The organism is Ensifer soli, assembly GCF_041928815.1.
Classification (GTDB): Bacteria; Pseudomonadota; Alphaproteobacteria; order Rhizobiales; family Rhizobiaceae; genus JBHFEI01.
Genome location: NZ_JBHFEI010000003.1, coordinates 163,034 through 186,229, shown reverse-complemented (window position 1 = coordinate 186,229; position 23,196 = coordinate 163,034). Strand labels below are relative to the sequence as shown.

The window sequence follows — 23,196 nt, the reverse complement described above, 5'->3', positions numbered from 1 at the left end:
CGCCTCATACCTCGCTCACCACCTGGTTGCCGGAGATGACATGCACCTTGTAGTCGCCGAAGATCGCCGCCGCCTCGCCGCTCGCATAGAGCGCCTGGTAGGCTTCGTGCGGCACCAGCGCATGCTTCTCGAACTGGCTGACGCCCATGCGCGCCGCCTCGAGATTGTCGGTGTCGATATGGAATTGCTGTGACGCCGGCGTCGAGGAGAAGAAGCCGCGCCGGGCGGGCTGCTCGGCCTTCGAGAACACGTCTTGGACCGTCCAGGTGAACAGCCAGGCCTCGTTCGGCTTGCGCACGCGGGAGAGGATGCCGTTGATCTTCTCGTTGTTCTCGGTGATCCCGGCGCAGTAGAACGGGCCGAGCACGACGCGGCGCAGAAGCTTCGGATGCAGCGTCTCGAAATCGCGGTCGAGACTGGTGGCGATCGTCACCGGGCTCAGCGAATAGGCGCTGTTCTTCGCGGCGAAATCATCGAAGCGGGTGGCGAGCGCCGGATTCAGAAGACCGCCGACCGGCAGCGGGATCTCCACATCCGGATTGAGCGTTCCCTCCGGTGTCACCAGCATCTCGACGATCGTCTCCGAGGAATCCTCGATCGTGGCGAGATAGATCAGCGGCAGGGTGCCGGCACCGTCGAAGGCGCCCCAGGAGACGCCGTAGGCCGGCCGGCGCGTCTCCCTGCCGACGCTGACGCGCACGGTCTCCGGCAGCACGAAGGGCGAGAAGATCTCGCCCTTGACGATCTGTTCCAGATAGAGGCGCTCGGCGATGCGCGCCTGCACGGCATCCGGAAAAGCGCGCTGGCGCAGGATGAAATCGACCATGTCGGCGCGCAGCCGGTCGGCCTCCGGCATGGCGGCGAGCCTTGCCTCGGCCGTCTGCCGGTCGTTCTCCAGTTCCAGCACGTTCTGGAACACGGGAAAGCCGCTTTCGGCCCGGGAAATGCGGAACTGGTCGATGAAGCCGATGCGGTTTTCCCAGCAGGCGAACGACGCCTTCAGCCGCGCGACATAGGGCATCAGCGCCGCTCCCGCCCCCTGCCCGCCCGCCGGACTGTTTTCGCCGAGATAGGTCTCGAACCCGGCGAGCGCCGCCCGGATCGAGGCGAAGTACTGCCCGACCGGGCCTTCCGAAGCGGCGTTCATGGCCTTCGTCCCGAAAGGCGCGTCCGGACGGACACCGCTGTGTTGCGGATGCACATCGCGCTTACTGCTGGACGTAGTTGCCGCTGTTGTGCTTGTCCATCACGTCTTTGAAGCGGCGGGCAAAGGCGTCGTCGGCGAGCTTCTTGCGGCGCTGGATGTCCTGCGTCGACAGCATGTTCTTCTCGTGCATCTCGAGGAGGTCGCCGATATGGCGCTGGGCGGCGGCACCGATGCCGGCCATCGTCTCCTCCGCCGCCGTGTCGACTTGGGTGCCGAGCGTGTTGATCCGGTGCGCCACTTCCTGCTGCGCCGCCGTCTTCAGCGAGTCCTCCAGCGCCTTGTAGAGGACGATGCGCTGCTCGGTGTCGATGCTGAGCTTGTTGATGAGCGTGTTCTGCGCCGCGATCTGGTTGTTCAGCGAATCGACGAAGGTCTGGAACATCGAGGTGTAGCGTTCGAGCGTCTGGCTCTCGGCGAGCAGCTCCTGCTCCTTGGCCTGCTTCTCGTTGTATTCGGTCGCGAGCACCGAGCGCTCGCCCTCGAGCTGGGTGCGGGTGATCTGGTCGGTGGAGGCGGAGATGCGGTTCTCGATGTCGAGAAGGGCGGGGTTCAGTTCCTCGATGCGCTTCTGCGTCTGCTCGAGCGCCGCGATGGTGCCCTTGCGCCGCTCGATCACCTGCATCAGGCTTGTCTCGGAGGTCTTGTAGCGCTGCTCCAGGATCGTCTTCTGCTCCTTGAGGATGCCGACGATCGTGTCCGACTTCGCCAGAAGTTCCTGCAGGTTGCCGGCGAGCGACATGTTGCGCACCCGGTCGGTGCGCATCCGCTGCGCCTTCTGCTTGGAGAAGATGCCGACGAATTTCTCGTAGCCGGTATAGCTCTTCATGCTTTCGAATTCGGATCCGAACACGTTCGTCGCGTCCTCGAGCCCGATGATGAGGTCAGCGATGTTGCCCTCCATCACCTTCTGCTGCTGCAGCACGTCCGAGATGCGGGCATTCTCGATGTCGAAATTGACGTCGCCGAGCTTGGTGTCGGACTTGGCGAAACGGTCGAGCACGGCGGTCGACTGGTCGAGCTTCGCCCGCATGTCGGTGACGACGGCCCGGGTCTTCGCGATCTCCGATTCGAAATTCTGCAGCGTCGCCATGCCGTCTCTCCTCGCCTGGTTCCGCCGTCGCGGCGGAACGCCTGCCTTTGCGCATATAAAAGGCGAAGAGGAGACGACGACAAGACGCCGGCGGGCGAAAATCGGTCGGGGTGGTGCGAAAGTGGCCGACGGACGGGTCGGCTACGGCCTGCCTGCCTCAACGAGATAGGCGATGAGGTCGGCGATGTCGCCGGGCTTCTTCAGGCCGGCAAAGGCCATCTTCGTTCCCGGCACGGTGAGGCGCGGCGCCAGAAGATATTGCGACAGCAGCGCCTCGTCCCAGACCTTGCCGGCGCCAAAGGCGGTCATGGCATCGGAATAGCGGTAGCCTTCGACGCTTCCGACCGGCCGGCCGAAAATCCCCTGGAGGCTCGGCCCGACCCGATTGACCGGCTCCGTCGCCGTATGGCAGGCGCCGCACGTGCGGAACACGGCCGCGCCCTTCGCGCTGTCGCCGGCAGCACCCGCCGGCGCGGGAAAACAGAGGGTGACAAGCGGAAGCAGGAAAAGAGCAGGCTTCATCGGACGGCGTCCCCGGCTGAGGAAGGCCCGTTCATCATATCGTCCCAGTGCCTCCGGCACAATGAGACATATTTTTCGTTGCCGCCGACCTCGAGCTGGGCGCCCTTGTGCAAGACCTTTCCGTCAGGCCCGAGCCGCACCACCATCGTCGCCTTGCGTCCGCAGTGGCAGATGGTGCGCACCTCGCGCAATTCGTCGGCGATGCCGAGCAGAAGGACGGAGGGCGGAAACACCTCGCCGCGGAAATCGGTGCGAAGCCCGTAGGCAAGCACCGGGATCTCCAGCCGGTCGGCGATGCGGGCGAGCTGCCAGACCTGGGCCTCGCTCATGAAATGCGCCTCGTCGACGAAGACGCAGGCGACGGGCGCCTCGCGGGTCATCGCCGCGACGAGCGCGAGGAGGTCGACCCCGGCATCGAAGGGGACGGCATCGGCGGAAAGGCCGATGCGCGAGGCGACCCTGCCCGTTCCGGTGCGGTCGGAGAGCGCCGGCACGAGGATGACGGTGCGCATCCCGCGCTCCTCGTAATTGTACGCCGCCTGCAGCAGGATCGTCGACTTGCCGGCGTTCATCGCCGAATAGTGGAAATAGAGCTTGGCCATCGCATTCTCTTCGGGGACGCTTCCCGCTACATGCCGCGCCGCGCCCGACGCCGCCAGTGGCCGCGGCGCGAAAATCACAGGAAATGGCGGCGGACGCCTTCGATGCGACAGTTGACGTCGCATTGCGGAACCGCCTCGTGCCGAACTGCCAATAGACTGCCGGGCGGGAAGACGCTTGAACTGGCCGACGATTGATGATTGGCTGGAACCACAAAGAGAAGGGAACTACCGCAATGTCCATCAGACCCGCTTCGTCGATCACCCTCATCGCAGCGACCGTTTCGCTTCTCGCGCTCGCCGCCGGCACGGCACGGGCGGCCGATCCGGAAAGCTGCTCCACCGTCCGCTTCTCCGACGTCGGCTGGACCGACATCACCGCGACAACGGCGACCGCCGCCAAGATCGTCGAGGCGCTCGGCTACACGCCGGACATCAAGGTTCTCTCGGTTCCGGTCACCTACCAGTCGCTGAAGAACAAGGACATCGACGTCTTCCTCGGCAACTGGATGCCGGCGCAGGAGAAGGACGTGAAGCCCTATCTCGACGAGGGCACGGTCGAATCGACCGGCGTCAACCTGGAAGGGGCGAAGTACACGCTCGCCACCAACGCCAAGGGCGCCGAACTCGGCATCAAGGATTTCTCCGACATCGGCAAGCACAAGGACGCGCTCGGCGGCAAGATCTACGGCATCGAGCCCGGCAATGACGGCAACCGCCTCGTCATGACGCTGATCGAGAAGAACGAGATGGGCATGGGCGGCCTCGAGGTCGTCGAAAGCTCCGAGCAGGGCATGCTCGCCCAGGTCGCCCGCGCCGACAAGGCCGGCGAGCCTGTCGTCTTCCTCGGCTGGGCGCCGCACCCGATGAACTCGGCCTTCGACATCACCTACCTCACCGGCGGCGACAGCACCTTCGGCCCGAACTACGGCGGCGCGACCGTCTACACCAACACCCGCGCCGGCTACGTCAAGGAATGCCCGAACATCGGCAAGTTCGTCACCAATTTGAAGTTCGACCTGCCGATGGAAAACGAGATCATGGGCAAGATCCTCAACGACGGCGAGGATCCGGGCGCGGCGGCACTCGCCTGGATCAAGGCGAACCCGAAGGCGATCGAGCCCTGGCTTGCCGGCGTGACGACGAAGGACGGCGGCGACGGACTGGCGGCGGTCAAGACCGCGCTCGGGCTCTGATCCCGGCGCCTGAACGAGCGAGGCGGGGCATGACCCCGCCTTTTTCGTCCGCGTCCGCCGCCTTTCCGACTGTCCTCCGCTAGGGGTCGATCTCCGTGGATTTCCTCACCGCAAACCGTGTTCCGATCGGCTGGGCCGCAAAGGCCTTCGTCGACATGCTGACGACCAATTTCAGCCTGTTCTTCGACTGGCTCTCCGGGGTCCTCGCCGGCGTCGTCTCCGCCCTCCTGTTCATCCTGCAGACGCCGCCGGCCCTCGTCGTCGTCGCCATCGTCACGGTGCTCTCCTGGTGGCTGCGCCGCTCGGTCGGTGTCACGCTCTTCACCTGTCTCGGGCTGCTGCTGATCATCAACCAGGGCTACTGGAAGGAGACGACCGAGACGCTGGCGCTGGTGCTCGCCGCCAGTGCCGTCTCGATGGCCATCGGCATCCCGCTCGGCATCGCCGCCGCCCGCCGCGCCTGGGTCTACGCCTTCATGCGCCCCGTGCTCGACCTGATGCAGACCATCCCCACCTTCGTCTACCTGATCCCGGCGCTGATCCTCTTCGGCCTCGGCATGGTGCCGGGCCTGATCGCCACGGTGATCTTCGCCATTCCCGCGCCGATCCGCCTCACCCGCCTCGGCATCATCTCGACGCCGCCGGCGCTGGTGGAGGCGGCCGAATCCTTCGGCGCGACGCCGATGCAGGTGCTGAAGAAGGTCGAGCTTCCCTTCGCCATGCCGCAGATCATGGCGGGACTGACCCAGACGATCATGCTGTCGCTGTCGATGGTGGTCATCGCCGCGCTGGTCGGCGCCAGCGGCCTCGGTGTGCCGGTGCTGCGCGCGCTCAACACCGTCAACGTCGCCAAGGGATTCGAGGCGGGTCTCTGCATCGTCATCCTCGCCATCATTCTCGACCGGCTGTTCCGGTCCTCCGACGAGGGAGAAGGCGCATGAGCGAGGCGGTCATCTTCAGGAATGTCGACATCATCTTCGGCAACAATCCGCAGGCCGCGCTCGCGCTGGTGGATCAAGGCAAGAGCCGTGACGAGATCGGCGCGGCGACCGGCCTCGTGCTCGGCGTGGCGGATGCGAGCCTGGCGATCCACGAGGGCGAGATCCTCGTGCTGATGGGGCTTTCGGGCTCCGGCAAGTCGACGCTGCTTCGCGCCGTCAACGGGCTGGCGCCGGTCGTGCGCGGCGAGGTGCAGGTGGCGAGCCCGACCGGGCCCGTCAATCCTTATCGCGCGACGCCGAAGGCGCTGCGCGATTTCCGCATGCATGCGGTGTCGATGGTGTTCCAGCAGTTCGCACTCCTGCCCTGGCGCACGGTCGCCGAGAATGTCGGCTTCGGCCTCGAACTGGCGGGCGTCCCGGAAAAGGAGCTGAAGGCCCGCGTCGGCGAGCAGCTCGACCTGGTCAACCTGACGAAATGGGCGAACCGCAAGGTCAACGAGCTGTCCGGCGGCATGCAGCAGCGCGTCGGCCTTGCCCGCGCCTTTGCCACCGGCGCGCCGATCCTGCTGATGGACGAACCGTTCTCTGCCCTCGACCCGCTGATCCGCACCCGCCTTCAGGACGAGTTGCTCGAATTCCAGCGGCGGCTGAAGAAGACCATCCTCTTCGTCAGCCACGACCTCGACGAAGCCTTCCGCATCGGCAACCGCATCGCCATCATGGAAGGCGGGCGCATCATCCAGTGTGGCACGCCGCAGGAGATCGTCAAGAACCCGGCCAACCAGTATGTCGCCGACTTCGTGCAGAACCTGAACCCGATCAACATGCTGACGGCGCAGGACGTCATGCGGCCGGGCGTCAGCCGCGCCGAGGCCGGCGGCGTCACCGGGACCGCCAGGCCGCAGACGCCGCTCGTCGACATCCTCGACGCCATGTCCCGCCAGCCGGGCGCGATCGGCGTCGTCGACAACGGACAGGTGGTCGGGACGATCAGCGCCCAGAACGTGGTCGAGGGCCTGACCCGCCACCGCAACAAGGCCTGATCCGATGAGCGAAACGGAAACCGACCGGCCGTCCGTCATCCGGCCGACGGACGCCGAGGCGCTGCGGCTGGCACGGAACCTCGTCCGGTCCGCGCGAAGCGGCGCGATCGCCGTGGTCGAGCCGGAAAGCGGCGGCTTTCCGTCCGTCAGCCGCGTTCTTCTCGGCATCGACGTCGACGGCGCGCCGGTGATCCTCGTCTCCGCCCTCTCCCTGCACACGCGGGCGCTGAGGGCGGACAGGCGTGCCTCGCTGCTGGTCGGGGAGCCGGGCAAGGGCGATCCGCTCGCCCATCCCCGCCTCACCGTCCAGTGCGACGCGGAGGAGGTCGTCCGGGACAGCGCGGCGCATTCGCGCATCCGCGCGCGTTTCCTGCGCCGCCATCCGAAATCGCAACTCTACATCGACTTTCCCGACTTTTCCTTCTTCCGCCTGAAGCCGTTGAGGGCGAGCCTCAACGGCGGCTTCGGCAAGGCCTATCTGCTGGCGGGCGAGGACCTCGCGATTGTCTCGCCGGCGATCGAGGCCCTCGCCGAACGCGAATCACGCGCGGTCGACCACATGAACAGCGACCATGCCGATGCGGTCGATTTCTATGCGCGGACCCATTGCGGCGCTGAATCCGGAGGCTGGGCCCTCGTCGGGCTCGATGCCGCCGGCCTCGATCTCGCCCGCGGCGACGCGCTGAAGCGCCTCGAATACGATGCACCGTTAACGGACGCATCCGAATTAAGGGGGGCCCTCAAGAAACTTTACGGTTAACTGTCCCCGGGAACCCCCATTTCTCGCAGTCAGCGGTTGCCCTTTTATGCATCACACCTAATTATTCAAATTGATCAAATACAACAAAGCTTGATGCAATTTGCCTTAGGAGTTCTCGATGCAGACCATCTCTCCCAAGACCCATCACAAGGCCGAGGTCGCCGCCGGTTTCCTCTCGGCCATGGCCAATCCGAAGCGCCTGCTGATCCTTAACGAACTCGTGAACCGGGAAATGGCCGTCGGCACTCTGGCAAACGAGGTCGGCCTCAGCCAGTCGGCGCTGTCGCAGCACCTGTCGAAGCTGCGGGCCCAGAACCTGGTCAAGACGCGGCGCGATGCCCAGACGATCTATTATTCGAGCTCGTCGGATGCCGTGATCAAGATCCTCGAGACGCTTCGCGATATCTACGGCGAGAAGGCCGCCGACGTGAAGCCGCAGCGCCGCAGCGCCTGACCGCAGACATCCTATCGGGCGAGACCACAGCGCCGTCCGGCACGCGCCCTAAGGGGACGTGCAGGCGGCGCTGTCGCATTTCGGGAACCGCGCGCGCCGGGATCGCGGGCCTAAAAAACGAAGAGGCCCCGCGCGTGGCGGTCACGCGCGAGGCTCTCAATGGACGGCTTGTCGCCGGACTTGTGCATGAGGCCGATCTTTTGATGGCGATTGCCCCGTGATCCATCATCCGCTCGGCACAGGCAGACAATGCGACGTCATGGTTGCGCCAGGCTTGCGCCGCGCACGCGGATTTACCGCCCGTTGAGATTTGCGCGGGCAGGATGGGTCATGACCGCTGACGCTTTCAACACGACTTACGACGCACCGATCCGCTGGGCCATCAGCGCGACCGGCGCGATCGCCCATTCGTTCGCATGCGACATCGCGCATGCGCAAGGGGCGCACCTCGTCGCGGTCGGGTCCCGCAGCCCCGAGGCGGCGCGGGCCTTCGGCGCATCCTTCGGCGACATCAGGGCCCATGGCGACCTCGCCGCCCTTGCCGCCGATCCGGCAATCGATGCGGTCTATATCGCCTCGCCCAACAGCGCCCATCTGGCGCAGGCGAGCGCGCTGATGCGGGCCGGCAAGCATGTGCTGGTGGAAAAGCCGCTCGCCGTTTCCGTCTCCGAGGCGCGCGCGCTCGTGGCCGTGGCAGCGGACACCGGTCGTTTCGCCATGGAGGGGCTCTGGACGCTGTTCCTGCCGGCGATCGACGCGCTGCGGGCTGCGCTTGAAGACGGAACGCTCGGGCGCATCGTCTCGGTCTCGGCCGAGCTTGCCTATGCCAAACCCTTCGACGCGGCGAGCCGCTTCTTCGCGCCGTCGCTCGGCGGCGGATCGGCGCTCGACATGGGCATCTACCCGATCGCGCTGACGCTGAGCCTGTTCGGCACGCCCGAGACGGTGACGGGCGCGTGGCATGCTGCCCCGACCGGCGTCGACGACGAGGCGCGCTTCCGGCTCGGCTATGGCGGATTTGCCGCCGAGCTTGCCTGCGGCTTCCGCCGCGACGGCGCCAACCGCTACGTGATCCGGGGCGAGCGCGCGACGCTGGTCGTCGACGCCCCCTTCCTCAAGGCCGCCCGCCTGATCCGGCTGGAGGGCGGACGCGGCGAAGGCCTGCTCGCGCCGGGCCCGGGACGCGGCGCATCGCTCCTGGCAAGGGTCGCCCGCCGCCTGCCGCTTCCGGGCGTCACGATCAGTGACTACGGCTTTGCCGGCGCGGGCCTCCAGTTCGAGATCGCCGCCGCGAGTGCCGCGATCCGGGCCGGCAGGACGGAGCATCCGCGGATGCCGCTCGCCCGCAGCATCGAGGCTCTGGAGATCATCGAGGCGATCCGCGCCCTGCCGCCCTCATAGGGATGTCGGCCGGTGGTCGGCGAGGCCGGCGTTCAGCGCCAGAACGATATCGGTCAGGTGCAGCGCCATCGTGCCGGAAAAGACCGGCGCCCGGCCGGCGGCGATCGCCTCCGCCTGGGCCGCGATGCCGCGGACGAAATCGATCCGCGAGGGATAGGCGGGCAGCGCGATCGGCCGCGCCTTTTCCGGATAGGGCACGGCCCGGCCGGCCGTCAGTCGCAGCGGAAACGTCCGGCCGAGGCTGCGCTGGAGCCGCTCGAACACCCGGTGGAGAAGCGGCTTCCTCGTGCCCCAGCGCTCGACATGGATCGCCGAACGGTTGTCCCAGAGGTCGCGCACGACGAGCACGCCGCCGTCGCCGACGATGGTCAGCGAGCGATCGCGCGGCGCGGCGAGGCCGCAGGTGAGCCGCGCCGTCAGGCCGGAGCGAAAGCTGAGGCAGCCGGTGGAAAAATCGGGCGCGAGCCTCAGCCCCTCGGTTCCCGGCCCCTTGTCCGGAAAGGTCAGCGCCGAGAACGCCGCGACATGGTCCACGGGGCCGAAGAGCGAGACGAGCCAGCCCGTCGCATAGCCCGCATGTTCCAGCGTGCAGCCGATCTCGAATTCGTGGACGCCGGGCCATGGCGCGCCCGAGCGGCTTTTCCACGACCGCCAGTTGTCGCGGAAGACGGGCCCGTCCTCCATTTCCGCATAGGCGAGGCGCGGCGTGCCGATCACGCCCGACGCGAGGAGCGCCGCGCAATGGGCGTGGGCGTCGCTGAGGGCATTGGCGGGCGCCGAGGCGAGCACGAGCCCGCGCGCGGCGGCGAGCGCGACGAGTTCCGCAGCCTCCGCGACCTCCATCGCCAGCGGCTTCTCGCAGTAGACATGCTTGCCCGCGGTCAGTGCCGCGCGGTTGACTGGGTAGTGGCTCTCCGGCGTCGTCAGGTTGACGACGATCGCCACCGCCGGATCGGCAAGCAGCGCCGCGACGTCCGGATAGGCCTTCGCCTTCCAGTGGCCGCAGAACTGCCGCAACCGCGCCGGATCGCGATCGAACACACCGGCAAGCGCCAGGCCGGGATGGTTGGCGAGCGTGGTCATGTAATAGTCGGCGACGAAGCCGGTTCCGATGAAGGCGATGCCGGTTGTCATTCTGCCGCCTCAGCGCGTGTCGGCGAGGAACGAGGCGATGTAGACCAGTGGCGCGTTCCAGTTGATGGTGATCTCGTTCGAGCCCCAGGCCATGATGTCGTCGACATAGCAGGCCTGCGGCACGCAGCCCTGGAGCTTCGCCCGGGCGACGTCGTCGACGAGGGTGGAGTTCGGCCCGCCGGCGAGCGACCCGTTCGGTGGATGCGGCAGGCTCGGATCGACCTGGTTCGCATACCATCGGCTGTGCTGGTTCTTCGACCAGGTCGTACCGTAGCCAGTGATGTAGGAGAGGTTCATCAGGTTGCGGCCGAGCAGGTAGTCCATGCTCTGGCGCACGCCGTCGAGAAACGGTTTCTCGCCGGTCAGGTCGTAGGCGGCCGCGACGACGACCATGTTCTGCAGGATCAGCTGGTTCGATCCCCAGTCGTAGCGGCCGCCGGCCGGGCGGTAGATGTGGCCGAAGGGTTCGGCGTCCTGCAGCGACAGGAAGGTGCGCGCGGCGGAAATGACCGAGCCGCGCACGAGCTCCGCGTCCTCGCCGGCAAGCTGCTTGGCAAAGAGCGCCAGCTCGATGCGGGCAAGGCCCGCGACGCTGCGCCAGTCGAAGGCGCCGATCGGCGAGAAGACCGGGCCGGCCCAGTGGCGAGTGTTCTTCGCGGCGGCGAGATAGCGCGTGTCGCCGGTGGTGATGAAAAGCTCCGCCGCCGCCCAGTAGGTCTCGTCGCTGATGTCGTCGTCATTGTAATCGCCGCCACCCTGCAGCCCGTCGGAGACCGGCGCCTGGAGGATCGGGTTCTCCTCCGCCGCGCGGAAGGCGCGTTCGGCGGCGGCGAGAAGGGTCCGGGCATAGGCGCGGTCATAGGGCGCGAAGAGCCGGGCGCCCTGCGCCGCGGCGGCGGCGAGGTTCAGCGTCGCCGCCGTCGAGGGGCGATGCAGCACGCGCTCCTCCGGATCGAGATGGGGAAGCATCGGCGTGCCGGTCCAGCGGCTGTCATGGACCTTGTGATGCACCATGCCGGCGAGCGGCTGACCGTCCGGCACCATCATCCTCATGAGAAAGTCGAGTTCCCAGCGCGCCTCGTCGAGAATGTCGGGAATGCCGTTGCCGGCCTCGGGAATGCGCGACAGGCCGTCGCTGAGGACGGGAGAGCTTGCGCCACCGTAAACGAGGCCGCGCTCGAAGGCGGCCATCAGCTGCGCGACCGAAATGCCGCCATTGACGACATATTTGCCCTGGTCGCCGGCGTCGTACCAGCCGCCGGAGACGTCGAGACTGTAGGAGCAGCCGCGCTGCGAGCCGAAGAGCGTGCGCGCCGCCGCGCCCTTGAGGCAGGTCACGTCGGTGTCGCCCCGGTTCGGCGCGACGCCGACATGGCCGGCGGGCCGGGCATAGGCCTCGCCGGCGATGTCGCCGCGGATCTCGATGCCGCTGCGCTGCGGATAGAACCAGGAGAGCGCGTCGACGCGCAGCCGCGCATAGGTGTCGCCGCCGATCGCAAAGGGCAGGCTCGCTTCCTTGCCAAGCACGATGCGATAGCCCTCGCCCTCGGTGCGGAACGGGGTGAAATCGGCCACATGCGTGCCGGCATCGACGGACGGATCGTGCCCCATCGGCTCGGTCGCGCCGCGCCCGACCGCCCGGCCCGTGCCGTCTACCAGGGTGAATTCCAACGGCGCTTCCGATTCCGAAAGGATTGTCGCCCGTTTCGGCCCGTCCGTGAAATAGCCGGCCTGGTTGACGCGGATGGCGCCGGCACCGGTCGCGGCGGTGGAAGGCGCCGTCGGGTCCTCGGTCATCGATACCCCGCTCAGGCAGAAGGTCCAAGGTGAGAGCGCGCCGCCCAGATGGAGGAGCACCTGCGCCGGCGCGGCGTCGGTGGCGGCGAAGCGGCGGTCGAGCACGACGCCGTCCGGGCCGGTCGCCGCGCGGAAATGCGCCTGCGCGGTGTAGGGCGCGTCCTGCTGCTGCACGAGGACGGGAAGCTGCGCCTCCCATTTCGAGGTCAGCGTCAGCCTCAGGCGATAGGCCGTGCCGGGCGTCAGGCGGAGGTCGTTGATGCCGGCCAGCCGGTCCCAGGCCTGTCCGCCCGCCGGCACATTGGCGCAGATCTCGCCATCCTTGCGGGTCAGCGTCACGCCACCGCTCGCCCAGAAGCCTTCGGCGCCGGCCGCATAGGCGCGCTCGCCGATCATCTCCGCCGACGCCCCGCCGGCGGCAAGGGCCAGCCCGCAGGCCAGCGCGGCGCCGAGCATGCGTATCGAGAAGCGCGTCATGTCCTGCCACCCGGGTTCGGCGAAAGTCGCGGCATTAAGGCGCCAAAGAGGTTAAACTTCGGGAAAGACGGTGGACGTCTTCGGCGGGATCTCCGGCCGTCGGCGCAGGCCATCGGGTCGAAGACGGCGCAATTCGCCCCCGGAATGCAGCACGAGCCCGACGAACGGCAAGGCGAGCGGCATATCGAAGCGGAAGAACCCGCCCTCCTGCCATTCCGGCGCCGAGCGGGGCGAGCGGCAGGGGCAGAGGCAGCCCGAGCGCCGACCGGCCGCGCATCGCCACGGAAAGGCCGGACGGATCGCGGAGGAGATCGAAGGAAAAGCGCAAGGGCCCGAACCGCTCAGCCAGCCGGCGCGATTTATGAGGCAGCGTGCTGCTAAACCTGTGTCCGCCGAAATCGCGGGTCCAGCATTCGACGCGGTCGCTTTCCTCGAAGGTGACATGCAGCGCATGTTCGCCCTCCGGCGGAAACGCCATGATCGCCGCGATCATCCGGGACAGGAGACCGCGGCCGCGCCGCACGCGCGTCCTGCCGGCGGCACCGCCGTCGCAGGCGATACCGTGGGTCTCCCGGACGGCGGGCGGCAGCCGGTCGAAAGTCGCAAAGGTCACACGGCGGCAGAGCGGCGGGCGGACCCGCCCGATCCGCGCGCCCCGTGCCGATCGAAAGCCCGGCGAAAGGCGGCTCGAAGGCCGGAAGGGAGAGTTTTCCGCCGACAGGACGCGCGCCGAAGTCGCCATAACCGCCGAGGAGGAGGACACGCTTTACAGGATGCGGTCGGCGGCGTCGGAGGGCGGCATCCAGCAGGTCTCGCGCCGTCCGAAGAGGCGGTAGCGGTCGCGCGCGATCAGGCGATAGAGCGGATCGCGAACGACGCGCGGCACCAGCCTCAGCAGGGCGAGCGCCTTCCAGGGCCAGCCGAGCCCTGCATAGATCGACAGCACGGCGTCGCTGTCGCGCCGCGCCCGGTCGCCCTCGACGACGATCAGCGTGTCGGGATCGGCGGGATCGATGCCGAAGCGGCGATAGAGCGCCGCCCCCGCCTCCCCTTGCATCGAGGCAAGGCGGAAACGGCGCGCATGATCCCGCGCAAGCACGAACGGCGCATTGGCCGAGCACAGCACGCATTCTGCATCGAAGACGACGATGGGGCGGGTGTCGGCCATGGCCGGGTTATAGGGTGGAGACGGGCCGGCGATCAATCCTGCGCCCGGGCTGGCTCACGCCTCCGTGGAGGATGACGGGGGGGCATTCCGTCATCAGCCTCCGGATCTCCCGGGCGGCGGTGCCGACGTCCCGGACACCGATGAATTTCAGCGTCGTTGTCCGCGTGCCCTCGCCGGTATCGATCGTGTCCTTCCGGAAAGCAACCGATCCGCCGCCCCTCCCGTCTTCCTTCATCTCGACGGAGTTGATTGCGGACGGCGCGACCGTCATGCTCCGGTGCCCGAGAAAGTCCGAGACGATCAGTACGCGGCGGTCCGTCACAGCATAGGCCGTACGTTTCGCGCGCAAGATCTCCACCACCGCGTTCCCCGTCGCCGCAATGCCGAGTGCGCTGAAGACGAGGGGAAGGATCAGCGACAGTATCTGCCGAAATTCTCCGGAGAATCTCTCGGGCAGGGGAAAGACCTGCGCCATGTTTATGCAGGCAAAGAGCAATCCAGCGCCTATGGAGACGGCATGTTCGGATGCGGTCTCTCTTGCGCCCGGGCGACCGGCCCATCGCAGGCTTTCGCCGGCATCAAGCTCCGCTCCAATGGCATCCTCAACATCCCATGTCATGGCCGCGCTCGATCTATTTGACACTCCTGCATCAGCAGAATCGCGGAAAAATATCCCGCCGACAAGCCATCGCGGCTCAGTCGCTCCTTCTCTTTGAACGGCATTTCCCGAATGCGCTGAAGACGCTAATCTCCGGCCGACCCAAGACGCGGAGAGATGCATGACGAACCCCCTCGAACGCCTGATCGACCAGGGAACGGGCCGGCAGCCGGCCGACCTCGTGCTGAAGGGCGGGCGCTTTTTCGATCTCGTCACCGGCGAACTGGTGGAAAGCGACATCGCCGTCTGCGGCGACCGCATCGTCGGCACCTGCGAGGGCTATCAGGGCGTCGAGGAGATCGACATCTCCGGCCGGATCGTTGTCCCCGGCTTCATCGACACCCATCTCCACATCGAATCCTCGCTGGTCACGCCGCACGAGTTCGACCGCTGCGTGCTGCCCTACGGCGTGACGACGGCGATCTGCGATCCGCACGAGATCGCCAACGTGCTCGGCGAGGCCGGCATCCGCTACTTCCTCGATTCGGCCGAGCGGACGATCATGGACATCCGGGTGCAGCTTTCGAGCTGCGTGCCCGCAACCCATCTCGAAACCTCCGGCGCCGACCTGCCGATCGAAAAGCTCCTGCCTTTCCGCGACCACCCGAAGGTGATCGGCCTTGCCGAATTCATGAATTTTCCCGGCGTCCTCCACAAGGATGCCGTCTGTCTCGCCAAGCTCGACGCCTTCCAGGGCGCCCATATCGACGGCCACGCGCCGCTTCTGTCCGGCCGCGACCTCAACGGCTATCTCGCCGCCGGCATCCGCACCGATCACGAATGCACGACCGCCGAAGAAGCGCTGGAGAAGATCCGCAAGGGCATGCACATCCTCGTGCGCGAAGGCTCCGTGTCGAAGGACCTGCATGCGCTGATGCCGATCCTGACCGAACGCCTCTCGCCCTACCTCGCGCTCTGCACCGACGACCGCAACCCGCTCGACATCGCCGAGCAGGGCCATCTCGACCACATGATCCGCACCGCGATCAAGAACGGCGTGGAACCCATCGCGGTCTATCGGGCCGCCTCGATCTCGGCCGCCCGCGCCTTCGGCCTCTTCGATCGCGGCCTGATCGCGCCCGGCTGGCGCGCCGACATCGTCGTCCTCGACAGCCTGGAGAACTGCCGCGCCGCGATGGTCTTCTCCGCCGGCCGCCGCGTCTGCGAGGCGCTGTTCGCGACACGCGAAACCGTGGCGCCGGTCGGGCTCGACAGCGTCAGGGCGCCATCGGTCGCGGCCTCGCACTTCGCCGTGCCGGCCGGCGAGGGCGAGACGCCGGTGATCGGCGTCACGCCCGGCAAGATCATCACCGAGCACCGGCGCTACCGCCTGCCGGCGGCCGGCAACGAGACCGGCATCGACCTGGGCCGTGACATCATCCGCGTCGCCGTCATCGAGCGCCACGGAAGAAACGGCAACCACGCCAACGGCTTCGTCCAGGGTTTTGGGCTGAGGAAGGGCGCGATCGCCTCGACGGTCGGCCATGACAGCCACAATATCTGCGTCGTCGGCGTCGACGCGGACGACATGGCGACGGCCGCCAACCGCCTGTCGGAGATCAAGGGGGGCTTCGTCGTCGTCGAGGACGGCAGGGTGACCGGCGAGATCGCGCTCCCGGTCGCCGGCCTGATGAGCCTCGAGCCCTACGAAACCGTGCGCGACACGCTGCATCATCTGCGCAAGGCGGCCTTCGCCCTCGGCGCGACGCTGGAGGAGCCGTTCCTCCAGCTCGCCTTCCTGCCGCTGCCGGTGATCCCGCACCTGAAGATCTCCGACAAAGGCATGGTTGACGTCGATCGCTTCGCGCTGATCGGCTGACCGGGGCGATCGCGGTCTTTCAGGTTCGCGCCCCGCGCCCTCGTTTTGATCGGGGGTGCGACGGGGAAGCGATCCCGCTCGGCGGGACAGGCTCTATGCCAGCCGGGCGCAGAAGACGTCGAGCGCGTCGAGCGCGATCTCGCCCTTGTCGAAGGCGGGGGCGAAGCCCGGCATCGGGATCACCTGCGCCACTTTCACGCCTTCCGGCAGACGCACGCTCTGCGGACCGCGGCGCAGGTTGAAGACGAAGACCAGCGTTTCGCCGTCCTTTTCGCGGGTGAAGGCAAGGATGTCCTCGTTGGTGTCGAGGAAGCGCATGCCGCCGTCGACGAGCGGCGCGTGGCGTTTGCGGAAGGCGAGCGTTTCCCGGTAATGGGCGAGCACGGATCCCTCCACGCCCTCCTGCGCATCGACGGCGAGCGCCCGGTGCTCCTCCGGCACGGGCAGCCAGGGCTTGCCCTTGCTGAAGCCGGCATTCGCGGCCTTCTTCTCCCAGACCATCGGCGTGCGACATCCGTCGCGCCCCTTGAAGGCCGGCCAGAAGCGGATGCCATAGGGATCGCGCAGGTCCTCGAAGGCGAGTTCGGCCTCCGGCAGCGCCAGTTCCTCGCCCTGGTAGAGGCAGATCGAACCGCGCAGCGTCGCAAGCACCGAGATCGCCAGCGACGCGACGCGGCTGCGCTCCTCCTGCGTCGCCGCGAAACGGCTGACATGGCGCACGACGTCGTGGTTGGAGAAGGCCCAGCACACCCAGCCGTCGGTCACGGCCTCGTGGAAGGCGGTGACGCAGTGCCGGATATGGGTCGCGGTGAAATCCGGCCCGAGGAGATCGAACGTGTAGCACATGTTGAGCTTGTCGCCGCCGCCGGTATAGGCGGCGACCGTCTTCAGCGAGCGCGCCCCGTCGCCGACCTCGCCGACCGAGGCGCGGTCCGGATATTCGTCGAGCAGGGCACGGAAGCGCTGCAGGAAGCCGATATTTTCCGGCTGCGTCTTGTCGTAGAGGTGATGCTGCATGCCGTAGGGGTTGACGTCCGGCGCGTCGAGGCCGGGACCGTCGTCGTCGCGCACCGCCGGCGGATTGTCGCGCAGTTCCCTGTCGTGGAAATAGTAGTTGACCGTATCGAGGCGGAAACCGTCGACGCCCCGGTCGAGCCAGAAGCGCACCGTTTCGAGCAGCGCGTCCTGCACGGCCTTGTTGTGGAAGTTCAGATCCGGCTGGCTGCCGAGGAAATTGTGCATGTAGTACTGCTTGCGCACGCCGTCCCATTCCCAGGCCGGGCCGCCGAAGATCGCCAGCCAGTTGTTCGGCGCCGTGCCATCCGGCTTCGGATCGGCCCAGACATACCAGTCGGCGCGTGGATTGGTGCGGTCGGAGCGGCTCTCCTTGAACCACGGGTGCTGGTCGGACGTGTGCGAGATCACCTGGTCGATGATAACCTTCAGGCCGAGCCGGTGCGCCTCCTTCATCATCGCGTCGAAATCGGCAAGCGTGCCGAACATCGGGTCGACGTCGCAATAGTCGGAGACGTCGTAGCCCATGTCGGCCATCGGCGAGGTGAAGAAGGGCGACAGCCAGATCGCGTCGACGCCGAGGCCGGCGATATAGGGCAGGCGCTCGGTCACGCCCCTGAGGTCGCCGATGCCGTCGCCGGTCGTGTCCTGGAAGGAACGCGGATAGACCTGGTAGACGACAGCGCCGCGCCACCAGTCGGGGTTGGACGGGGTCCGGCCGGATCGAGAGGCCATCGCGTGTCTCCTTGCTGTGCTGCCTGTCCTTCCCGGCTCTGCCGCCGGTCCGACATCCGTAAACCGCCCGAATCGGCGTGGCAACGGCCATTCGCCCTTGCCAGTCCTTCGACGCGACCCTACACCGCTTCGCAGGTCTGGCAACGGAGGAAGGCCCGATGGCGGGACGGCTGCTTTCGATCGGCGAATGCATGGTGGAGCTGATGCAGGCGGAGGGCGACCTCATGCGCAAGGGCTATGCCGGCGACACGTTCAACACGGCCTATTATGCCCGCATGGTCCTGCCGTCCGACTGGCAGGTCGACTATGTCACCGCCGTCGGCACCGATGTCGTCTCCGACGAGATGCTCGCCTTCATCCGCTCGACCGGCGTCGGCACGCAGTGGATCCGCCGGATCGAGGGACGCACCCCCGGCCTCTACATGATCCACCTGAAGAACGGCGAGCGCAGCTTCTCCTACTGGCGCTCGGCCTCGGCGGCAAGGCTGCTCGCCGACGACGCCGACGCGCTGAGGAGTGCCGTGGAGGCATCGGACGTCGTCGTCTTCACCGGCATCACGCTGGCGATCCTTGCCGCCGGCGCCGCCGAGACGCTGCTGGCGGAAATGCGCCGCGCGAAGGCGGCGGGCAAGACGGTCGCCTTCGATCCGAACATCCGCCCCCGGCTCTGGGATGACCCGGCCCACATGCGCGCGGCGATCACGGAGGGCGCCCGGGCGGCGACCCTCGTCCTGCCCGGCTTCGACGACGAGGCGGCGCATTTCGGCGATGCCGACGTGGAGGCGACGGTCGCGCGCTACCGGGGCCTCGGCGTGCGCGACGTCGTGGTCAAGGACGGCGCGAAGGGCGTGACGCTCGCGATCGGCGACGCAGCCCCCCTGCTCCTCCCCGCCGAACCCGTCGAAACCGTCGTCGACACGACGAGCGCCGGCGACAGTTTCAACGGTGCCTTCCTCGCCCGCCTCGTCACGGGCGCGCCGCCCGCGGAAGCGGCTGCGTTCGCCGCAAGGCTCGCGGCGGCGGTCATCGGCCATCACGGCGCGCTGGTCGGCCGCGACCGGCTCGGTCTGCCCGACAGACCCGCTCCGTGACCGGCGCACCGCCGGGAAGAACGGCGTTCGACCTCGAAAGCTGCGCCGCAAGTGCGGCGGCAGACCGGCTTCAGGACTGGGTGATCGCCTCTCTCGACGGCGGCCCGTGGGCCAATCCCGGCCTTCGCGACGGGCTGCTGCTGCATCGCCCTTTCTGGACCGGTCCCGTCGCCATGCCGCTCGCGCGGCTCGAACGCTGCTGTGGCCCCGAGCCGGAGATGGCCTATCGCATGCCCCTTGCGGGCTGGGCCGCGCGGATCGATGCGATCGCCGAAAGCCTCGATGTTGTGGAGAGCCTGCCGCCGCTCATCGTCGAATGGCAGACAGGTCGCCTCATCGTCCGCGACGGCAACCATCGCCATGGCGCGATGACGCGGAGGGGGTGGGTTTCCTGCTTCGCGGTCGTCTGGTGCAACAGCGCGGTGGAGCGCGAGGCGATGCTGTCGCACCTGCCGTGACGCTCGCGAGACCGCCGACAGGCCGCCTCGCAGCACGAAAAGAAGATTGGCCGATTTTGAAAGGAAGCGAACCATGCCGGGACTGGACACACTCATCGCCTTTGTCGCGACGACCGCGGCCTTCGCCTTCATCCCGGGCCCCGCCATGCTCTATGCGGCGGCGCGGACCATGGCGGGCGGACGCAGGGCCGGCCTGATGGCGGTGCTCGGCATCCATCTCGGCGCCTATGTCCATATCCTGGCCGCCGCCGCCGGACTGACGCTCCTGCTCCAGGCGGTGCCGCTCGCCTATACGCTTCTCAAGCTCGCCGGCGCGCTCTACCTGGTCTGGCTCGGCATCGGCCTCATCCGGGCGCGCGGATGGGAGGCGGGCGATGCGCCGGCGGCACGGTCGCCGCGTGCGGCCTTCCTGGAAAGCATCGCCGTCGAGGTGCTCAATCCGAAGACGGCGATCTTCTTCCTCGCCTTCCTGCCGCAGTTCGTCGATCCGGCGGCGGCCTTCCCGGTGTGGCTGCAGTTCGCCCTGCTCGGCGCCATCGTCAACGCCCTCTTCACCCTGGCCGATGGCGTCGGCGTCCTCCTGGCGGAGGTGCTCACGGCGCGGCTCCGGCGCTCCGCCGGTGCGCTGCGTCTTGTCCGCCGGGCGGGCGGCACCCTGCTCATCGGGCTTGGCGCCCATCTCGCCCTGCGCAGGACGTGAGGCAGGCGCCTATCGCTTCCGCGCGCGGCCCTCGAACGGATTGTCGGAGGCGCGCAGATGGATGCGGATCGGCACGCCGGGCATGTCGAAATCGGCGCGCAGCCCGTTGATCAGGTAGCGGATATAGGCTTCCGGCACGGCATCCGGCCGGGTGCAGGAGATCATGAAGCCCGGCGGGCGGGCCTTCACCTGCGTCATGTATTTGAGCTTCAGCCGGCGCCCGGAGACGGCCGGCGGCGGATGGCTCACCTGCTGCTGGTCGAGCCAGCGGTTGAGGCGCGCGGTGGAGACGCGGCGGTTCCAGACCCGGTCCGTGTCGATCACCGACTGCATCAGCTTGTCGAGGCCGTAGCCGGTCTGACCCGAGATCGGCACGGCGCGGATGCCGCGCGCCTGCGGCAAAAGCCGCTCGGTCTTCTCGCGCAGGCCCGCGAGCCAGGCCTGCGGATCCTCGACCAGGTCCCACTTGTTGAAGGCGAGCACGGCGGCGCGCCCCTCGCGGATGACGAGATCGACCAGCTGCAGGTCCTGCTTCTCGAAGGGGATGGTCGCGTCGAAGACGATGACGACGGTCTCGGCGAAGCGGATCGAGCGCAGGCTGTCGGCGACGGAGAGCTTTTCCAGCTTCTCCTGCACCCGCGCCTTCTTGCGCATGCCGGCGGTGTCGAACATCTTGATCGCCCGGCCGCGCCAGTCCCACTCGACGGCGATCGAGTCGCGGGTGATGCCGGCCTCCGGCCCGGTCAGCAGCCGGTCCTCGCCGAGAAAACGGTTGATCAGCGTCGACTTGCCGGCATTCGGCCGGCCGATGATGGCGACGCGCAGCGGCTTGGTCTCGTCATAGGCCGGCTCCTCCTCGTCCTCCGCGGCGGAGCGCGGCAGGTCGACATCGGTCTCGGCAACGTCGTCGTCGTCGCCGGCAAAGGCCTGCTCCTTGCCGATCGCCGCGACGATCGCGTCACGCAGGTCGAGCATGCCCTGCCCGTGCTCGGCCGAGATCGGCACCGGATCGCCGAGGCCGAGGGTGAAGGCGTCGTAGAAGCCGCCGTCGGAACCGCGCGCTTCCGACTTGTTGGCGACGAGCACGACCGGCTTGCCGCGCCGGCGCAAGAGCTCGGCCAGCGTCTCGTCGGCCGGCGTCAGCCCGCCCTTGGCATCGACGACGAAGAGGGTCAGGTCCGCCTCGTCGATCGCGGCTTCCGTCTGGGCCCACATGCGGCCCTGCAGGCTGTCGGGTGCGGATTGTTCGAGGCCGGCGGTGTCGATGATGGTGAAGCGCAGGTCGACGAGTTTCGCCTCGCCCGGCCGGCGGTCGCGCGTCACGCCGGGCATGTCGTCGACGAGCGCGAGCTTCCGGCCGACCATCCGGTTGAAGAGCGTCGACTTGCCGACATTCGGGCGCCCGACGATGGCGACGGTGAAGCTCATGGCGTCAGGCCTCTTTCGTTCAGGCGCCGGCCTTCGGCGCCTTGCCGCTGGCGGTGATCAGGTCGAGGATCATGCGGGCGCGGTTGGCGATGTTGCGCGGCGTCTCGGCGTCGTCGGCGATCTGCTGGAACCAGTCGCGCGCCTTGGCGAAGTCGCCGGTGCGGTAGGCGACGAGGCCGAGCACCTCGCGCGCCGAATGGCGCATGGCGTTGCCGGGAACGGCGATCTCCTCGACCTCGGCGGAGACGGCGGCATAGTCGGCGGTATCGACCATCAGGTAGGCGGCGCGCAGGCGCGCGGCATTCCGCACGGCGGCGGGGATCGACGTGTCCTTGCCGATGGCGGCGAAGGCGGCGATCGCCCCGGCCGCATCGCCGTTCTCGGCCTGCACGGTCGCGGCGCGCATGCGCGCCAGCACCGGATAGGCGCCGAACCCGTCCTGTTCGAGCTTCGACAGGGCGGCGGCCGCTTCCTCGGGCTTGTTCTCGCGCGCGAGGTTCAGCGCGGCGAGAAACGCGTCGCCGGAGCCCGAGGAGCGGCTGTCGCGCCAGTATTCGTAGCCGACCTTGCCGATCGTGCCGAAGACGATCAGCGCCGCGATGACCAGGAGCACGATGCCGAAGCGCTGCCAGATCAGCTTCATCTGGTCCGAGCGCAGCTCGTCGTTCACCTCACGGATGAAACTGTCGTTCTGATTGACCATCTGGCTTCCCGGTCGCCCGGCCTTCTTCCTGCCTTGTCGCGCAATGAACGGGCCTTCTACCCGATTTCGCCGGTATTGTAAGGGGGATTCGTCCGCAGCCGCTCACCCCTGGCCGATGACGATCGGCGCGACCCCGATCAGGAGTTCGTGCAGCTTCCAGATGAAGAGGCCCCAGAGAAGCGTGCCGGCGACGACCGCGATCGCGTCGTAGCCATAGGAGACGAAGGGCGGATAGGAGATCTCTCCCGCCCTGACCCGCCTCTTTGCCGAGATGCGCAGGATCACCGCCCAGGCGAGGAAGGCGGAGAAGAGCAGCACGGAATTGGTCTCGCCATTGGCGAGCAGGTGGGAGAAGGCCCAGATCTTGATCGCGACCAGCGCCGGATGCTTCAGGACGGTGCGGATCCTGCCCGGCGGCAGAAAGCCGGCGACGAGACAGATGCAGGCGACGAGCATCAGCGTCAGCGCCAGATGGGCCATTCCGCGCGGCGGGTTATAAAGCATGCCGGTCGTCGCGCGCGACTGGTCGAAGCCATAGGCGATCAGCACGATGCCGAGGAGGGCGCAGGCGCCGTGGATCGCATGCCAGAGCCCCGTGCCACCCCTTGCCATGACGCCCGCGCGCAGGCCGGGCGCGACGGCTTTGACCAGGTGGATGCCGATGAAGATCACGATGCCGAGAATGAGAAGGGCCATGGAAGTGTCCTGCCGGAGGATGCGGTTCTCCATCGCATAGGCCGGCGCGTTGCGATTTTCCAGCCCTGAAAGAGCCGTGCGACCAATCGCTCGCGCGAACCGGTT

23 protein-coding genes are annotated in these 23,196 nt (G+C 67.6%); 10 read left to right on the top strand and 13 right to left on the bottom strand.

Annotated elements, in window-relative coordinates; translation table 11 throughout:
- Positions 1-4 precede the first annotated feature (4 nt).
- The 4 genes from ACEVQ6_RS05805 to ACEVQ6_RS05790 all read right to left on the bottom strand — a co-directional run bounded on the left by ACEVQ6_RS05805 (position 5) and on the right by ACEVQ6_RS05790 (position 3,421).
- Complete coding sequence (locus ACEVQ6_RS05805) at positions 5-1,147, bottom strand: hypothetical protein (protein ID WP_374887977.1); 1,143 nt, start codon at positions 1,145-1,147, stop codon at positions 5-7.
- 61 nt (positions 1,148-1,208) lie between these two features.
- Entirely contained in the window at positions 1,209-2,297 is a 1,089-nt protein-coding gene (locus ACEVQ6_RS05800; RefSeq protein ID WP_374887976.1) for a hypothetical protein, read from the bottom strand.
- A 141-nt stretch (positions 2,298-2,438) separates the two neighbouring features.
- On the bottom strand, positions 2,439-2,819 hold the full coding sequence (locus ACEVQ6_RS05795; protein ID WP_374887975.1) for a c-type cytochrome: 381 nt from the start codon (positions 2,817-2,819) through the stop codon (positions 2,439-2,441).
- Positions 2,816-3,421: a thymidine kinase gene (locus tag ACEVQ6_RS05790; RefSeq protein ID WP_374887974.1), complete on the bottom strand. Its 606-nt coding sequence runs from the start codon at positions 3,419-3,421 to the stop codon at positions 2,816-2,818. The genes ACEVQ6_RS05795 and ACEVQ6_RS05790 overlap by 4 nt, the downstream gene beginning before the upstream one ends.
- A gap of 233 nt (positions 3,422-3,654) precedes the next feature.
- Between ACEVQ6_RS05790 and ACEVQ6_RS05785 the strand changes: the two genes are divergently transcribed.
- The 6 genes from ACEVQ6_RS05785 to ACEVQ6_RS05760 all read left to right on the top strand — a co-directional run bounded on the left by ACEVQ6_RS05785 (position 3,655) and on the right by ACEVQ6_RS05760 (position 9,213).
- Positions 3,655-4,614 (top strand): choline ABC transporter substrate-binding protein, encoded by a 960-nt coding sequence (locus tag ACEVQ6_RS05785; protein ID WP_374887973.1) that lies wholly within the window; start codon positions 3,655-3,657, stop codon positions 4,612-4,614.
- 95 nt (positions 4,615-4,709) lie between these two features.
- Positions 4,710-5,555: a choline ABC transporter permease subunit gene (choW, locus tag ACEVQ6_RS05780; protein WP_374887972.1), complete on the top strand. Its 846-nt coding sequence runs from the start codon at positions 4,710-4,712 to the stop codon at positions 5,553-5,555.
- Positions 5,552-6,598, top strand: coding sequence for a choline ABC transporter ATP-binding protein (choV, locus tag ACEVQ6_RS05775; RefSeq protein WP_374887971.1), 1,047 nt, complete (start codon positions 5,552-5,554; stop codon positions 6,596-6,598). The genes choW and choV overlap by 4 nt, the downstream gene beginning before the upstream one ends.
- 4 nt (positions 6,599-6,602) lie before the next feature.
- Positions 6,603-7,358 carry a HugZ family pyridoxamine 5'-phosphate oxidase gene (locus ACEVQ6_RS05770; protein WP_374887970.1) on the top strand — a complete coding sequence of 252 codons (756 nt, stop codon included), beginning with the start codon at positions 6,603-6,605 and terminating at the stop codon, positions 7,356-7,358.
- A 118-nt stretch (positions 7,359-7,476) separates the two neighbouring features.
- Entirely contained in the window at positions 7,477-7,812 is a 336-nt protein-coding gene (locus ACEVQ6_RS05765; RefSeq protein WP_374887969.1) for an ArsR/SmtB family transcription factor, read from the top strand.
- A 330-nt stretch (positions 7,813-8,142) separates the two neighbouring features.
- A complete protein-coding gene (locus tag ACEVQ6_RS05760; RefSeq protein ID WP_374887968.1) occupies positions 8,143-9,213 on the top strand; it encodes a Gfo/Idh/MocA family protein in 1,071 nt (356 codons plus the stop codon).
- Here ACEVQ6_RS05760 and ACEVQ6_RS05755 read toward each other — a convergent pair.
- Genes ACEVQ6_RS05755 through ACEVQ6_RS05735 form a run of 5 tightly spaced genes read right to left on the bottom strand, consistent with a single transcriptional unit; the run spans position 9,208 to position 14,408 of the window.
- On the bottom strand, positions 9,208-10,347 hold the full coding sequence (locus tag ACEVQ6_RS05755) for a Gfo/Idh/MocA family protein (protein WP_374887967.1): 1,140 nt from the start codon (positions 10,345-10,347) through the stop codon (positions 9,208-9,210). The two genes, ACEVQ6_RS05760 and ACEVQ6_RS05755, sit on opposite strands and share 6 nt — an antisense overlap.
- Before the next feature lie 9 nt (positions 10,348-10,356).
- Positions 10,357-12,621: a glycoside hydrolase family 9 protein gene (locus ACEVQ6_RS05750; protein ID WP_374887966.1), complete on the bottom strand. Its 2,265-nt coding sequence runs from the start codon at positions 12,619-12,621 to the stop codon at positions 10,357-10,359.
- A 34-nt stretch (positions 12,622-12,655) separates the two neighbouring features.
- A complete protein-coding gene (locus ACEVQ6_RS05745) occupies positions 12,656-13,363 on the bottom strand; it encodes a DUF4166 domain-containing protein (RefSeq protein ID WP_374888216.1) in 708 nt (235 codons plus the stop codon).
- 24 nt (positions 13,364-13,387) lie between these two features.
- Positions 13,388-13,789, bottom strand: coding sequence for a thiol-disulfide oxidoreductase DCC family protein (locus tag ACEVQ6_RS05740; protein WP_374887965.1), 402 nt, complete (start codon positions 13,787-13,789; stop codon positions 13,388-13,390).
- A gap of 7 nt (positions 13,790-13,796) precedes the next feature.
- Positions 13,797-14,408 carry a YdbT family protein gene (locus tag ACEVQ6_RS05735; protein ID WP_374887964.1) on the bottom strand — a complete coding sequence of 204 codons (612 nt, stop codon included), beginning with the start codon at positions 14,406-14,408 and terminating at the stop codon, positions 13,797-13,799.
- Positions 14,409-14,568: 160 nt separating this feature from the next.
- Here ACEVQ6_RS05735 and ade point away from each other — a divergent pair, with 160 nt between their 5' ends.
- Positions 14,569-16,266 (top strand): adenine deaminase, encoded by a 1,698-nt coding sequence (gene ade, locus ACEVQ6_RS05730; RefSeq protein WP_374887963.1) that lies wholly within the window; start codon positions 14,569-14,571, stop codon positions 16,264-16,266.
- A gap of 93 nt (positions 16,267-16,359) precedes the next feature.
- Here ade and bglA read toward each other — a convergent pair whose 3' ends face one another.
- Positions 16,360-18,015: a beta-galactosidase BglA gene (gene bglA / locus ACEVQ6_RS05725; protein ID WP_374887962.1), complete on the bottom strand. Its 1,656-nt coding sequence runs from the start codon at positions 18,013-18,015 to the stop codon at positions 16,360-16,362.
- Between the two features lie 158 nt (positions 18,016-18,173).
- Here bglA and ACEVQ6_RS05720 point away from each other — a divergent pair, with 158 nt between their 5' ends.
- The 3 genes from ACEVQ6_RS05720 to ACEVQ6_RS05710 all read left to right on the top strand — a co-directional run bounded on the left by ACEVQ6_RS05720 (position 18,174) and on the right by ACEVQ6_RS05710 (position 20,264).
- Entirely contained in the window at positions 18,174-19,106 is a 933-nt protein-coding gene (locus ACEVQ6_RS05720; protein ID WP_374887961.1) for a sugar kinase, read from the top strand.
- Positions 19,103-19,564, top strand: coding sequence for a hypothetical protein (locus ACEVQ6_RS05715; RefSeq protein WP_374887960.1), 462 nt, complete (start codon positions 19,103-19,105; stop codon positions 19,562-19,564). The genes ACEVQ6_RS05720 and ACEVQ6_RS05715 overlap by 4 nt, the downstream gene beginning before the upstream one ends.
- A 73-nt stretch (positions 19,565-19,637) precedes the next feature.
- Positions 19,638-20,264 (top strand): LysE family translocator, encoded by a 627-nt coding sequence (locus ACEVQ6_RS05710; protein ID WP_374887959.1) that lies wholly within the window; start codon positions 19,638-19,640, stop codon positions 20,262-20,264.
- Between the two features lie 9 nt (positions 20,265-20,273).
- On the opposite strand, the gene der is transcribed toward ACEVQ6_RS05710, so the two are convergent.
- The 3 genes from der to ACEVQ6_RS05695 all read right to left on the bottom strand — a co-directional run bounded on the left by der (position 20,274) and on the right by ACEVQ6_RS05695 (position 23,091).
- Complete coding sequence (gene der / locus ACEVQ6_RS05705) at positions 20,274-21,692, bottom strand: ribosome biogenesis GTPase Der (protein ID WP_374887958.1); 1,419 nt, start codon at positions 21,690-21,692, stop codon at positions 20,274-20,276.
- 19 nt (positions 21,693-21,711) lie between these two features.
- Entirely contained in the window at positions 21,712-22,395 is a 684-nt protein-coding gene (locus tag ACEVQ6_RS05700; protein ID WP_374887957.1) for a tetratricopeptide repeat protein, read from the bottom strand.
- Positions 22,396-22,497: 102 nt separating this feature from the next.
- Positions 22,498-23,091 (bottom strand): NnrU family protein, encoded by a 594-nt coding sequence (locus tag ACEVQ6_RS05695; protein WP_374887956.1) that lies wholly within the window; start codon positions 23,089-23,091, stop codon positions 22,498-22,500.
- Between the last annotated feature and the right edge of the window lie 105 nt (positions 23,092-23,196).